General features: G+C 55.3%; 16 protein-coding genes. 12 read left to right on the top strand and 4 right to left on the bottom strand.

Annotation, left to right across the window (positions count from 1 at the left end):
• Nucleotides 1-212: 212 nt before the first annotated feature.
• The 4 genes from ACZ5AM_RS07665 to ACZ5AM_RS07650 all read left to right on the top strand — a co-directional run bounded on the left by ACZ5AM_RS07665 (nucleotide 213) and on the right by ACZ5AM_RS07650 (nucleotide 3,760).
• Nucleotides 213-782, top strand: a complete 570-nt coding sequence (locus ACZ5AM_RS07665) for a hypothetical protein (protein ID WP_464914420.1) — start codon at nucleotides 213-215, stop codon at nucleotides 780-782.
• Nucleotides 779-1,021 (top strand): hypothetical protein, encoded by a 243-nt coding sequence (locus ACZ5AM_RS07660; RefSeq protein WP_464914419.1) that lies wholly within the window; start codon nucleotides 779-781, stop codon nucleotides 1,019-1,021. Before ACZ5AM_RS07665 ends, ACZ5AM_RS07660 begins: the two co-directional genes overlap by 4 nt.
• Before the next feature lie 66 nt (nucleotides 1,022-1,087).
• Complete coding sequence (gene prf1, locus ACZ5AM_RS07655) at nucleotides 1,088-2,335, top strand: peptide chain release factor aRF-1 (RefSeq protein WP_464916066.1); 1,248 nt, start codon at nucleotides 1,088-1,090, stop codon at nucleotides 2,333-2,335.
• 75 nt (nucleotides 2,336-2,410) lie between these two features.
• Nucleotides 2,411-3,760 (top strand): ATP-binding protein, encoded by a 1,350-nt coding sequence (locus ACZ5AM_RS07650; RefSeq protein WP_464914418.1) that lies wholly within the window; start codon nucleotides 2,411-2,413, stop codon nucleotides 3,758-3,760.
• A 50-nt stretch (nucleotides 3,761-3,810) separates the two neighbouring features.
• Here the strand turns inward: ACZ5AM_RS07650 and ACZ5AM_RS07645 are convergent, their stop codons facing one another.
• Nucleotides 3,811-4,734: a dihydrodipicolinate synthase family protein gene (locus ACZ5AM_RS07645; RefSeq protein WP_464914417.1), complete on the bottom strand. Its 924-nt coding sequence runs from the start codon at nucleotides 4,732-4,734 to the stop codon at nucleotides 3,811-3,813.
• Between the two features lie 97 nt (nucleotides 4,735-4,831).
• Between ACZ5AM_RS07645 and ACZ5AM_RS07640 the strand changes: the two genes are divergently transcribed.
• On the top strand, nucleotides 4,832-5,902 hold the full coding sequence (locus ACZ5AM_RS07640; protein WP_464914416.1) for an AAA family ATPase: 1,071 nt from the start codon (nucleotides 4,832-4,834) through the stop codon (nucleotides 5,900-5,902).
• A gap of 1 nt (nucleotide 5,903) precedes the next feature.
• Here ACZ5AM_RS07640 and ACZ5AM_RS07635 read toward each other — a convergent pair whose 3' ends face one another.
• Nucleotides 5,904-7,832 (bottom strand): arginine--tRNA ligase, encoded by a 1,929-nt coding sequence (locus ACZ5AM_RS07635; protein ID WP_464914415.1) that lies wholly within the window; start codon nucleotides 7,830-7,832, stop codon nucleotides 5,904-5,906.
• A 72-nt stretch (nucleotides 7,833-7,904) separates the two neighbouring features.
• Between ACZ5AM_RS07635 and ACZ5AM_RS07630 the strand changes: the two genes are divergently transcribed.
• Together ACZ5AM_RS07630 and ACZ5AM_RS07625 are read left to right on the top strand one after the other, a co-directional pair.
• Nucleotides 7,905-8,183, top strand: a complete 279-nt coding sequence (locus ACZ5AM_RS07630) for a lipoate protein ligase C-terminal domain-containing protein (RefSeq protein WP_464914414.1) — start codon at nucleotides 7,905-7,907, stop codon at nucleotides 8,181-8,183.
• A 5-nt stretch (nucleotides 8,184-8,188) separates the two neighbouring features.
• Nucleotides 8,189-8,758, top strand: a complete 570-nt coding sequence (locus tag ACZ5AM_RS07625; protein ID WP_464914413.1) for a stage II sporulation protein M — start codon at nucleotides 8,189-8,191, stop codon at nucleotides 8,756-8,758.
• A 3-nt stretch (nucleotides 8,759-8,761) separates the two neighbouring features.
• Here ACZ5AM_RS07625 and ACZ5AM_RS07620 read toward each other — a convergent pair whose 3' ends face one another.
• Both ACZ5AM_RS07620 and ACZ5AM_RS07615 read right to left on the bottom strand, forming a co-directional pair.
• On the bottom strand, nucleotides 8,762-9,430 hold the full coding sequence (locus ACZ5AM_RS07620) for a hypothetical protein (protein ID WP_464914412.1): 669 nt from the start codon (nucleotides 9,428-9,430) through the stop codon (nucleotides 8,762-8,764).
• Between the two features lie 40 nt (nucleotides 9,431-9,470).
• Nucleotides 9,471-10,730 carry a radical SAM protein gene (locus ACZ5AM_RS07615; protein WP_464914411.1) on the bottom strand — a complete coding sequence of 420 codons (1,260 nt, stop codon included), beginning with the start codon at nucleotides 10,728-10,730 and terminating at the stop codon, nucleotides 9,471-9,473.
• 189 nt (nucleotides 10,731-10,919) lie between these two features.
• On the opposite strand from ACZ5AM_RS07615, the gene ACZ5AM_RS07610 reads away from it, so the two are divergent.
• The 5 genes from ACZ5AM_RS07610 (at nucleotide 10,920) to ACZ5AM_RS07590 (ending at nucleotide 13,107) form a co-directional block, all read left to right on the top strand.
• Nucleotides 10,920-11,420: an ACT domain-containing protein gene (locus ACZ5AM_RS07610; RefSeq protein WP_088858403.1), complete on the top strand. Its 501-nt coding sequence runs from the start codon at nucleotides 10,920-10,922 to the stop codon at nucleotides 11,418-11,420.
• Between the two features lie 220 nt (nucleotides 11,421-11,640).
• Nucleotides 11,641-12,171, top strand: coding sequence for a Na+/H+ antiporter subunit E (locus ACZ5AM_RS07605; protein ID WP_464914410.1), 531 nt, complete (start codon nucleotides 11,641-11,643; stop codon nucleotides 12,169-12,171).
• Nucleotides 12,168-12,422, top strand: coding sequence for a monovalent cation/H+ antiporter complex subunit F (locus tag ACZ5AM_RS07600; RefSeq protein ID WP_464914409.1), 255 nt, complete (start codon nucleotides 12,168-12,170; stop codon nucleotides 12,420-12,422). Before ACZ5AM_RS07605 ends, ACZ5AM_RS07600 begins: the two co-directional genes overlap by 4 nt.
• Nucleotides 12,419-12,826, top strand: coding sequence for a monovalent cation/H(+) antiporter subunit G (mnhG, locus tag ACZ5AM_RS07595; RefSeq protein WP_464914408.1), 408 nt, complete (start codon nucleotides 12,419-12,421; stop codon nucleotides 12,824-12,826). Before ACZ5AM_RS07600 ends, mnhG begins: the two co-directional genes overlap by 4 nt.
• Nucleotides 12,823-13,107, top strand: a complete 285-nt coding sequence (locus tag ACZ5AM_RS07590; RefSeq protein ID WP_464914407.1) for a DUF4040 domain-containing protein — start codon at nucleotides 12,823-12,825, stop codon at nucleotides 13,105-13,107. Before mnhG ends, ACZ5AM_RS07590 begins: the two co-directional genes overlap by 4 nt.

Raw genomic sequence — 13,107 nt, 5'->3', positions numbered from 1 at the left:
GGTCTTTAAACTGCTATTTATAGTGATCCATGTGGGTAGATAGCCCCTTGTGGACAAGTTACATGTCCCAATCACGTTTTAAGTTTTCGCGCTGTTTAATTAGTTCGCGGTTTTGTGTTCTAGGTGGTTTGGCGGACTTCAAACTTCATAGCATGCGATCCAAAAAAGATTTAACTTAAACCCCCGAAACTTGACATAAACGGTGATGTGCCATGGGCTTCCTTTCATTCGGTTCCAAGAAGGGTAAAGTCAGGAAGATGCTCGAAAGTGATCAGCTCCAGCTCGTAGTTGAGGAGGCCGTTAAGGACAAGAAGACGAGGGAGGCTCTCTTTGAGCTCCTAGCTGATGATAACCCCGGTGTCGTTGGTGATGCGGTTCTCGCGATGGTCACGCTTATGGACACGAGACCGGATGCCATAAAGCCTCACCTCGACAGGGAGGCCATCAAAAAGCTTCTAAGCCTCGTGGAGTCAAGGAACCCCTACGTCAGGGAAAACGCCATGATCCTCCTTTACAGGCTTACCGAGGATCTACCGGACCTGGCGGCGAAATACCGTGACCTAATCATGGAGGAGGCCAAAAAGGCACTCGAAGCGGGAGACAAAAACCAGAAGGGCTTTATTCTGATCCTCATCGGCGAACTCGGCCTGAAGGAGCTCGAACCTAGGGTCAGGGACTTGGTCGGTGTGGAGGACAAGGTCATACTCCCGTTCGAGGGCAAGAAGTGGGTGAAGCTTGGAGACATAGCCAGCGAAACCCTTGAAAAGCTCTCGGGGGCATGAGAATGCTCGGTCCCCTGATCCTCCTCTTACTTTTGATCCTGGCGGGCTACATAGTTATGAAGCTGACCCTGGCGGTTATAAAGTGGCTCGCTGTCAACGCGATAACCGGCCTCCTGATCGTGGGACTGCTCAACTTCCTTGGGGTGACCCACATCGAGCTCAACCTGGTGAACTTCCTCATAATCGCGGTAGGCGGCGTCTTTGGGGTCTTCATTCTGATCCTGCTTTCCCTCCTCTGACCTCCAAACCTTTATAAATTCCCCTTTTCATGCCTTCTACAGCGAGAAAATCTCAGGGTGATGCTCATGTCTCACAAGTCCGCTGAGATGTACGAACTCAAGAAGAAGGTCGAGGAGCTGAAGGGCTATCGAGGTCGCGCAACCGAGCTGGTAAGCCTCTACATTCCAGCGGGCTACGACATAAACAAGGTCATGCAACAGTTAAGGGAGGAGTACGGAACGGCCCAGAACATCAAGAGCAAGTCAACGCGAAAGAACGTTCTTGGCGCGCTGGAAAGGGCGATGCAGCACCTCAAGCTCTACCGCAAGACCCCCGACAACGGCCTCGCTCTCTTCGTCGGCAACGTCAGCGAGCAGGAGGGTGTGAGCGACATAAGGCTCTGGGCTATAGTTCCGCCGGAGCCGCTCAAGGTTCGCCTCTACCGATGCGACCAGACCTTCGTCACAGAGCCCCTGGAGGAGATGCTCCGCGTTAAGGACGCCTACGGTCTAATCACCGTCGAGAAGAACGAGGCGACCATCGGTCTGCTCCGAGGAAAGAGGATAGAGGTAATCGACGAGCTCACCTCGAACGTCCCAGGGAAGACGAGGGCGGGTGGTCAGTCGGCGAGGCGTTACGAGAGGATTCGCGAGCAGGAGACCCACGAGTTCATGAAGCGCATAGGGGAACACGCCAACAAGGCCTTCCTTCCGCTCCTCGAGAAGGGCGAGCTGAGGGGCATTATTATCGGCGGCCCCGGTCCGACCAAGGAGGAGTTCGTTGAAGGCGACTACCTCCACCATGAGCTCAGGAAGAAGGTTATAGGCGTCGTCGACATAAGCTATCACGGCGAGTACGGCCTCAGGGAGCTCGTTGAGAAGGCCAGCGACATCCTCAAGGATCACGAGGCCGTCAAGGAGCGCCACCTCATCCAGAACTTCTTCAAGCACCTCGTGAAGGACACGGGAATGATAACCTACGGTGAGAAGGAGGTAAGGCAGGCCCTCGAGCTCGGAGCCGTTGATACCCTCCTCATAAGCGAGGGCTACGACAAGGTTCGCGTCAGGGCCAAGTGCAACAACTGCGGCTGGAGTGAAGAAAAGACCATGAGCGAGCAGGAATTCCACGTTTACAGGAAGAAGCTCACCCACTGCCCCAAGTGCGGCAGCCAGAACATAACCTTCGAGAAGTGGGACGTCGCTGAGGAGCTTATAAAGATGGCGGAGGAGGCGGGCTCGGACGTCGAGGTAATTTCACTCGACACCGAGGAAGGCCAGCAGTTCTACAAGGCCTTCGGCGGCCTCGGTGCGTTTTTGAGGTATAAGATAAGATGAACCATTCGCTTACCACGGTTCTCTTTTCTTTGATGCACCGAAATTATTATAATCTACATGTACCATTTATTTTTGGTGGCCCACGTGTTCGTTGACAGGGAGAGGGAACTCGAATTTCTCGAGAGAAAATGGTCGGAAAAGGGGGCACAGCTCATAATACTCTACGGGAGGAGGCGCGTCGGCAAAACTGCACTGATTAAGAGGTTCCTCGAGGGGAAGTCCGGGATATATCACCTCGCCACGGCCGACTCCCTGGGGGAAAACGTTAGGGAGCTTGGAGATGCTCTCGCGAGGTTCACCGGAAGGGACTACTTCACGGACGTTCGCGACTTCACTAAGCTTCTCATGAACTTCGGTAGGGAAATCGGCGAGGAGAGGGTAGCCCTGGTAATCGACGAGTTTCAGTACCTCATCTCCCTCGATAGCGCGGTTCTGAGCAAGTTCCAGAAAGCCTGGGACGAGGCGCTGAAGAACACTGGCATCTTCGTAATCCTCTGTGGATCATCAATCGGGATGATGGAAAGGATAATGGAGTACAAAAGTCCCCTCTACGGCAGGAGAACAGGCCAGTGGAAGGTTTCTCCCTTCGATATCAGGGGAGCGGCCATGATGCTGCCGGAGAAGGACTTTGAGGATCTGGTTAAGACGTACATGGTCTTCGGAGGGGTTCCTCTCTACCTCGAGTTCGTAGGGAATAGGAAGACAGATGAAGCAATACGGGAGCTTGTTCTAAGGAAGGGCGAGGTTCTCTACGAGGAGCCGGAGTTCCTGCTGCGGGAGGAGTTCCGGGAGCCGAGGACGTACAAGCTCATACTGAAGGGGCTGGCTTTGGGATACGAAACACTCGGAGAGTTGGTTTCGTACACCGGGCTTGAGAGGGGACACCTCTCAAGGTACCTCGACGTCCTCCAGAGGCTTGAAATCGTCGGCTATGAACTCCCCTATGGGAAACGCAAGAGGGGGAGGTACTTCATAAAGGACAACTTCTTCAACTTCTGGTTCCGTTACGTCTACCCGAACCTCTCCGACCTCGAGCTCGGAATGGTAGACGAGGTGTGGGAGAAAATCCAAAAGGACATCAACACCTACTACGGGATGATGTTCGAGAGGCTTGTGAGGGAGATGCTCTCCCTTAGGATTCTCGACTTCGGCCAGAGGAGCGTCCACAGGTGGTGGCACAAGGGGATAGAGATAGACGCAATCGCCGAAACCGGGGAAGGGCTGCTGTTCGTCGAGGTCAAGTGGAAGAAACTAGGGGAAAGGGAAGCAAAGAAGATACTCGAAGAGCTCAGAAAAAAGGCTGAAACCTTCGATGGGCCGAAGAGGTTCCTCCTAATTGCCAGGGAAGTTGAGGAAAAAACGCCAGAGACCCTCGACCTCAGAGGGGTTGAGCGGGCAGTTAGAGGGCGTTTAGGTAGTCGGTAAATTTTCTCCCAAAAGCCCGCTGGCAACAAAATCCCGTGTTCCCGTTAAATTTATCGAGTTCCCCCTTCAGAGAGTTCCCCCTGCATTGAAGAGCTCGAAAAAACCTCCTCAAGGAGCTCTCTAATCCTGCCCCTCACTTCCTCGCCGTCCATGACGTAGGGAGGCCTCAGGACGGGCTTTATCGAGAAGCCCCTCATGGACATCGCCAGCTTTATCGCCGAGCCGAAGGATGAAGCGAGGTCGTAAACCTTCGAAAGCTTTGCAAGCCTTCTCGCCCCCTCAAAGGCGTCCTCGAAGCGCTTCTCCTGGAAGGCCTTCCACACCGCGAGGTGGAGCTCAGGGGCGAAGTTGGCGCAGGCCATTATCCCGCCGTCGCCACCTAGGACCAGCGTATTGAGGAAGTGCTGGTCGAGGCCTGTAAAAACCTTAAAGTCCTTCCTCTCGCCTTTGACTTCAAGGATGACATCCCTGACGTGGTTTACGCCCTCTATCGTCTCCTTCACGCCGGCGATGTTCGAGTACTCAAAGGCGAGGCGTCTGATGAGGGAGACGCTTAGCGGGTTGGCGCAGGAGGGGATGTTGTACAGTATGATTGGAATATCCGTTTTCTCGGCCACCATTGAGTAGTGCTTGAAGAGCACCTCCTCGCTCAGGGGGCAGTAGTAGGGCGGCGCTATGACCGCGTAGTCCGCGCCTATGTCTTGAGCGTGCCTGGTGAGTTCGACAACCTCGAAGGTGCTTGAGGATGCCGTCCCCACGAGGTAGAAGGCTGAAGTGACCAGTTCACGGCCTTTCTCCGCGAGAAACTTCCTCTCCTCCGGGCTAAGGCTCGTGAACTCTCCGGTCGTCGCGTTGATGAATATGCCGTGGACGCCTGCCTTCTGGAGGTATTCAACGTGCTCCTCAAGTGCAGGGACGTCTATGGAGTAGTCCTCGTTGAATGGGGTAACGAGGGGGACTATAACGCCGCGCATGGAATCACCGGAGGGTTTAGGGGGAGGAGGTATTTTAGGGTTGCCCAGGGAAAGCCTTAAGTATCGGTACCGATACTTAGTATCGGGGGCGATACCTGTGCTGTTCGACCCGAGACCGAAAGAGAGGAGAGACGAGATATTCGACAGGGAGGGGGAGATAAAGGCCCTGCTAAACGGCATGAAAAACTACCCGATAACGCTCCTCATTGGAATAAGGCGGGTGGGTAAAAGCTCACTCCTCAGGGTGGCTCTAAACGAGTGCGATGAGATTGGACTGTACGTCGACGCTAGAAAGCTTTACTCCATCGGCGGAAGCGTGAGCCAGGCCGCCCTGGTTGGGGAGATAAGAAACATTCTTGCAGGAAAGGGACGCGTGGGATTTCTGAGGGGAATATCAGTGGAGAGGGTAAGCATCGCGGGGGTGCAACTCAAACCGAGGGAGGCCACCTTCGTTGACCTCTTGGACTTTCTGAACTCCCTGGGAAAAAAAGCCGGCAAAAAAGTCATCATAGCCTTCGACGAGGCCCAATATTTAAGGTTCTACGGTTCACGGGGAGGAAAGGAACTTCTGGCGGCTGTGGCGTATGCCTATGACTCCCTTGAGAACCTGGGCTTCGTTTTCACAGGCTCCGAGGTAGGACTTCTCCACGACTTCCTGGGTCTCGACGATTACTCCAGCCCGCTCTACGGAAGGATATACGAGGAGGTTGAGGTCAAGCCCTTCACCAGGGAGCTTTCCAGGGAGTTCCTCAGGAGGGGCTTTGAGGAGGTTGGCATGGATGTTCCAGAGGAGGAAATAAAAGCGGCCGTTGAAGAACTCGATGGAATTCCCGGCTGGCTGGTCGAGTTCGGCTTCCACTACTGGAAGAAGGGGAGCTTTGAGAAAGCCCTTGAAATGACCATGAGGAAAGCAAGGGCAGTCATCAGGGAAGAACTGAAAGAGTTGGAGAAGAGGAGCGGTAGGTACTCCCTCATACTCAGGGCGATAGCGATGGGGATAACCAGCTGGAGCACCATCAAGGAATACGTTGAGGCCAAAGCTGGCCCCATAACCAATGCGAGACTGAGCGAACTTTTAAGAAACCTGGAAAAGATGGGGTGGATAACCAAGGAAAACGGAAAATACAGGATTATAGACCCCGTTGTGGAAAAAGTGCTGAGGGAGTAGCTCACATCCTCTCCGGCGCCTTGATGCCGAGGAGTTCCAGGGCGTTCCTGAGCACCTGCTTTACCGCGAGCACGAGGAGCAACCTCTCCTCCACGATGCCCTCCTCGGCCTTCAGCACGGGGTGGTCCATGTAGAACTTGTTGAAGAGCGAAGCGAGCTCGTTGGCGTACCAGGGGATGAGGTGCGGCTTGACGTCTTTTCCTGCCTGTTCCACAACCTCCGGGAACTTGGCGAGGAGCTTTACCAGCTCTTTCTCGCGGTTGGTGAGCTTCGAGAAGTCGGCCCTCTCGATGAGACCCTTCCAGTCCGTTTCGATGCCCTTCTCCCCTGCCTTCCTGAGGATCGACGCACAGCGCGCGTGGGCGTACTGGATGTAGGGCGCGCTCTCGCCCTCGAAGTTGAGGACGTCGTCCCAGCGGAAGGTGATTATCTTGTCCGGGCTGTACTTGACGAGGTTGAAGCGGACGGCTCCGACACCAACCGCCTCCGCGATGGTGTCCTTCTCCTCCTCACTTAAGCTTGGGTTCTTCTGCTCGACCAGCTCCCTGGCCCTCTGGACGGCCTCGTTGAGAACCTCATCTACGGTGAAGCCGACCCAGGTTCCCTTCCTGCCGGAGAAAGAGCCCTCGGGCCTTACAACGTGCTCGTAGGCGAGGTGGTGGAAGTTCTCCGCGCTCTCCTCAAAGCCGAGGAGCTGGAGGGCGTACCTTATGGCCATCTGCGGGTGCTTCTGCTCGGCGCCGATCACGTTGATGACTATATCCGCTCTCCCGAACTTCCCCGGCATCTCTTCCCCGTCCGGAGCGGTCGTCCACGTCTCGTGGTTCTCCAGCCTGTCCCACGGCTTGTAGAGCATGTCCGCCTTAACCTTGCCGAACTTCCAGAGGTGATAGGCTATGTCCTTGCCGGTGTAGGTCGCCGTCCCGTCGCTCCTCCTGAGGACGAGGAAGGGGTTCTTCATGTCCGGGAAGAGCTTCCTGAGGTCCATCACGAAGGCACCCTTATATTTGCCCTCCTCGGCCCAGAAAAAGTTCTCGTTGGCCTCGATGAGTTCGTAGGCTTCCTTGAAGATCCCGCTCCTCATTATGTCGCTCTCCCAGCTGAGGAGGTCGTAGGTGATGCCCATGCGGTAGGTGGTGAGCATCTGGGCCTTAACGACGCGCTCGGCCAACTTTCTTCCAATTTCGGCTATCTCGTTGTCGCCCTCCTCCAGCTTCTTCATCAGCTCGCGGACTTCCTTGTCCACATCGGGGTTCTTCTCAAGCTGCTTGTTCACCTCGACGTAGAGCAGGCCCATCACGTGGTCTATGAAGTCCTCCTTGAGGCCCTTCTCGCGGAGCTCGGTCTCAAGCCTCTCGAACTCCTCCCTCAGGTTGAGGTAGCCCCAGAGAACCTGGGCGAACTGGACGCCGAGGTCGTCGATGTAGTTCTGAACCTCGACGGTGTAGCCGAGCTTTCTCATTATCCTCGCCATCGTGTCGCCGAGGACGGAGTTCCTCGCGTGCCCCATGTGGAGGGGCTTGGTTGGATTAACGGAGGTGTGCTCGACGATGACCTTCTTTCCCTTTCCGATCTCGCTCTCGCCGTAGGAGGGGCCCTTTTCGAGTATCTCTCCGACGAGCTCCCTGCCAAAGCGGTCGTAGTCAAGGTAGAAGTTTATGTAGCCGTTCACCGCTTTGACGTCGGCTATCTCATCAGGGAGCTTCCCCTTAAGTCTTTCAACGATCTCCTCCGCTATGAGCTTCGGGGCCTTCCTGAAGACCCTCGCGAGCTGGAAGGAAACTGTCGTCGCGAAGTCGCCGAGCTCGATGCTTGGCGTTTCATCAAAGGTTATCTCGCCGCTCCACTCTTTGCCTGCCTCGTTAAGCATCTCCCTAAGGACTTCCCCAATGATGAGCCTTACGCGCTCCTTAACCTCTCCGTAACCCATTCACACCACCGCTCCCACTTGGGCCCAACCTTTAAAAACTTCTCCCGCTAATTTACTTTGGAGGTGGGTAGTATGAAGCACCACGTAGGCGAGCACAAGGCGAAGAAGGGGCTTATAAGGATAGAGTTCGACGAGGAGAACGGAATAGCGGAGCACGTCAAGATAACGGGCGACTTCTTCATGCACCCTGAAGAGGCGGTCCATGAACTTGAAGAGAAGCTCGAGGGGCACAGGCTTGAGGAGCTCGAGAGACTGATGGAAGAGTTCTTCGCCATGAGGATGGACATAGAGATGCCCTACGTGAACGTGGAGGACTTCAAGATAGCCCTCAAGAAAGCCATGGAAGGGTGAAGCCCGTGATCTTCCTTTCCCAGCAGGCGCAGGAGAGGGCCAAGGAGTACTTTACACTCTTAACGGCAGCGTTTATCGCGGCGGTCGTTGTTGGCTCTGCCGTGGCCTTAGTGCTCCCCAATGAGTCTATGGAGCTCTTCAGGGCCATCGGCAGGTCGATCTCGGACAAGGTCAGCATGGACAGCCCGGTTCACACGTTCCTCTCCATCTACCTGAACAACCTCGGGGTCGCGACCTCCGCGTACGCCCTTGGGATAATCTTCGGGATAGTCTCTTGGCTGGTCGTTCTGTTCAACGGCTTCGTCCTCGGGCTGGTGGTCACCCTGGTGGTCTCAAAGGGGATCATCGACCCCGTTAGGGCGCTGCTTGCGATCCTCCCGCACGGTGTATTCGAGATCCCCGCGATAATACTCTCTGCAACCGCGGGGATGCTCCTGTACAGGGGAACCCTCAAGAAAGAGGGCCTGGACCTGGTTTACTCGTCCCTGAGGCTCTACGCCCTCTCGGCTGCGGTCCTGCTCTTGGCGGCCTTCATAGAGGCCTTCGTAACACCCAAGGTGGCTGGTATCGGGTGAGGGTTATGGGCCCTCCAGGAACTCGTTGAGCTGGGTCGCTATTTCTTGGGCTATCATCCCGTAGGGGTCTCCCCCTCTGAGTTTTCCTACTACTGCCTTCAGCTTCCACCAGTAGGCGATCGACACGGACTGGTTCAAAACGTGTTTCCTCTTTAGCCGTCTAACGCTCGAAGAGCTCAGCTCGAGGGCAAGCTTTTCGATGGTTTCCTTAGTTTCTTCGGGAACGTTTCTGCTGAGCGTGAGCTCGACGAAGGTCCTGGCGTCGCCGGGGTAGGAGTAGTAGAGAATCCCCGAGACGCCGTACTCAGTGCTGAGGAGCCCCTCACTCCGGAAGTCCATTGGGAGGTAAACGATCACGATCCTTCCCTTAAGGTCGTAGTCGGTTATCGGCTTGTTGACGTAGACGGGCTTTAGGCCGTGGGAGCGGGTCACGTTGTCAAGGGCGCTTTTAATGGCCTCCTTAAGCCTGACATTTGGGGCGACGATCGATACGTAAACGGTTTGGGGGTCCTCCGGGGCACTTCTCCAGCCCGGACCACTTGGAGTAGTTGAGGAGTACTGGCGTTCCCCCGAGAGGTCTGAGAAAACACCGGATTTGCTGGCCAGTGCCATCGCAGCGAGCGAAAAAACTATCACGACTAAGAGGCCGAGGGCCAGGATCACGCGCCCCATGTTTTCACCCGATGGAGTTTGGAAGATTACCTTAAAAAGGTTAAACCTCGGTCCCGATGTAAATCCCGTGCCTCGTCCTCACTATTCTGACCGTTATCCTGTCGCCGATTTCCGCGTCGGTGTTGATGACCTCTATGAGCCGGTTCCTGGCCTTTGCAAGCATCTCGCCCTTTATTCTCCCGGGCAGAACGACCTCGGCCTTAACGACCTCACCGGGCCTGAAGGCGAGCGGGATGAACTCGCGCTTCTCCATGCCGAAGTGCCTGGGCTTCAAAACCAAGGGCCTCATCCCGGTCTTCTCCTCCAACTCCCTGAGCCAAGCGTAGAACTCCTTGAAGGGTTTAACATTGGCTATCGTCGGGTTCCTGCCGAACTTGTAGGGGACGTAGTTCTGGAAGCCGAGAGCCGGCCAGCGTTTTCCAGCCCCTATCTTCCTCGCGAACTCTATGAACGCCTCCGCCTCGTCGTCGTTTACCCCAAAGATTATGACCGGTGCTATTAGAACGTCGATTCCCGCGTTTACCAAAGCCTCAGCCATGTCGAGGACGTGCTCAAGGTCGTAGTCCTTCCTGCCCATGAGCATCTTGGCTTTGTCCGGATCGAGGGAGTGTATCGAGAGGTTCACCCTGTCGAGGCCGGCCTCGGCAAGCTCCTCGACGAGCTTGTCCGTGAGGAGGGTTCCGTTGCTCTGCATCGAGATGACCGAAACGTTCGGGTGCTCGCGAAGGGCCTGGACGAGCTCAACGCGGAAGGGGTAGATGAGGGGCTCGCCCTGGCCGTCGAGGTGAGCTTCAAGGCCTCTGCCCTTTATCCTCGCCACGTCGTCGAACCACTTCATCAGGTAGTCGATGTCAACGACGTAATCGAGCTTCCTAGTCCTTGAGTACGGCCCCTCATCGACCGAGCAGAAGACGCAGCTGAGGTTGCAGCCGCTGACGCCCCTGATCTGAATGAGGTTCGTTCCGCGGTCTATCAATCCAAAGGCGTTGTAGCCGAGTAGTGGAACGTCAAGCCCCTCGTGGATGTAAAGCACTCTCCTGCTGGTGTAACGGTTCCTCAGAAGGGCGCCGAGGTTGTTCTGGATGTAAAGGGCGACGTAGCCTTCAACCTTCTCGTAGTCCGTGTCGATTAAAAGGGCACCGTCGCGGGCGGTTATCTCTGGTGAAACCCTGAACTTCCGTTTTATGGCTCTCTCAAGCTCTTTTTTCTCGAAATCTGCGTAGAGAGTCTCCCTCCAGATGAGCCTTATTGAGTCTCCGAGGTCCTGAAACTCGGCGTGGGGAAGGCGGACTTCAATCATGCTTTTGGCTTTTTGGGACTCTCTTAAAAAGCCGACGATGGATAAATAATCCGTATCATCGGGGCCCGCTCAGGTTCCTTCCTGCCCAAAAGTTTTTAAGGGGAGGCCTTTTGGCATCATGCGGACATGGAAACATTTTAATATCAGTGATGCAAAAAGGTTAGTGATGAACTACAATGGGTGATGAGGATGTGGGGAAAGATCGAGCATTACTTTGACGAATATCCAGTGAGGAAGGTGATAGCGAAGACCCTCCTCAAGTACGGTCTCAGGGTCTCGGACGACCTCAAGATAAAGGCTGGTGACATAGAGGTTCCGTACACGAAGATAGCCAAGGCCCTCGACGTCGACAGGCGCGTTGTTAAGGAGACCGTTGGCATGATACTCAAGATACCGGAGCTGAAGGAGATCTACACAAACCTTGAACCCACCGTCCACATGAAGTACGTCGGGAGACACGTTGGTTACGGGGTAATCGAGATCGAGCCCGAGCCAAGGGCTGTTGGAATACTGGCAAAGATAGCCCAGAAGATAGCCGACAGGGGCATAAACATCGTCCAGGTTGTGGCAGAGGATCCCGAGCTTTATCCTGAGGCGACCCTCACGATAATCACCGAGAAGCCCATTCCGGGCGACCTAATCAACGAGCTGTCGAAGCTGGAGGGCGTTAAGAGGATCTCGATATACTGAATCCTTTATTTCCCCTTTCTCCGACCCTTCACTCCAGATGGAATTTGGAACCTGAAGAACCCTTTTTGGCATCAAAGGACAAATTTGCTTCTTTCATTTTAACCAAAAGTTTTAAACCTCTGTTCTCGGCAGGCAAGGTTTATAAGCAATTGTTTTCAACCCCTGGATAGCTCACGTTAAAATGTCCCGAGATGTCCACCAACCGCTGGAGGTTGATGATATGGAAGAGGCAAGCAAAATAAGCAGGTACCTGTACACTGTGATCATACTGTTCTTGATATGGCTGTTCCTAACGGCCAGTACCGACGTTCAGGAACTGGAGATGGGGCTCACACTTTCCCTCATAGTTGCCGCCTTCACGTACCCGATATTCACGACCAGAGGGCTGGCGAACCTCCATCCAAAGAGGGTAGCGTACGCGATAGCCTACGTGCCGTACTTCCTGTGGGCCATGATAATGGCCAACCTCGACGTGGCCTATAGGGTTCTCCACCCCAAGAGGCCCATAAGGCCCGGCATCGTCCACTGCAAGACCGTTCTCAAGACCAACCCCGGAAAGCTCGCCCTGGCGAACTCGATAACCCTGACCCCGGGGACAATAACCCTCGACGTCGATGGGGACAACTACTTCATCCACTGGATATGGGTTCCCGACGAGGCCCTCACCGAAAATGAGGAGGAGCACGTTAAGGCCGCCTCCGAGAACATCACGAGACCCTTTGAAAAGTTCCTGAAGGTGATCTTCGGATGATAGGGATAAACGTTTATCTCGCCCTGATAGCGATAGCGACCCTCCTCAGCATGTACAGGGTCTTCAGGGGACCAACGACGGTCGACAGACTAGTTGCGGTTGACATAATGACCACGATAACCGCCGGCCTAATGGTGCTCTTCGCACTCTACTACAAGCGCATGATTTTCCTCGACGTGGCCCTCGTCTACGCGGTGCTCGCCTTCGGCGGCGTTATAGCTTTCGCCAGGTACATGGAGGGAGGCCTATGAACGCGCTGGCTGCAATTGGAGAAGCCCTCGTGCTCATCGGAACGTTCTTCTACTTCCTCTCAGCCCTAGGTCTCATCAGGATGCCCGACGTCTACAACAGGATGCAGACCTCTACCAAGAGCGCCACCCTGGGTTCCCTCGGTGTCATGCTGGGTGTTGGCATCTGGGCCCTAGGAACGGACTTCGGAAGCGTTGCGTGGCTCACCAAGACGATAGTCATCGCGGTCTTCCTCCTGCTCACCAACCCGATAAGCGCCCACGCCCTCATAAGGGCCGCCTACAAGAGCGGCATTCCGCTGTGGAACGGCAGCGTGATGGACAAGTACCGCGAGTACATGGAGGCCAAGACCAAGGCCCCCGAGAGCGAAGAGGGTGAAACGCCAGAGGAAGGTGGTGGGGAATGAACTGTGTGACCTGCGTTGAGTACATAATAATCGCCCTCATGATCCTGTCCGCGATCCTGGCGGTGGAGTGGAGGGACCTGTTGGCGGCAGTGGTCGGCATGGCGGCCGTCAGTCTCTTCGCCTCGATCCTGTTCTTCATGCTCCAGGCACCGGACGTGGCTATGACAGAGGCGGCAATAGGAGCGGCCCTCAGCGGCGCGGTCTTCATATTCGCCATCAAGAGGACGAGGCGCTTTGAGACGGAGGAAGAGGAGAAGCCCGGCTGGTGGGTGAGGTGGTGA

It is taken from the genome of Thermococcus fumicolans (genome assembly GCF_055386755.1).
Note: the sequence above shows the minus strand (reverse complement) of the source record. Positions and strands in the feature narration are given on the sequence as shown.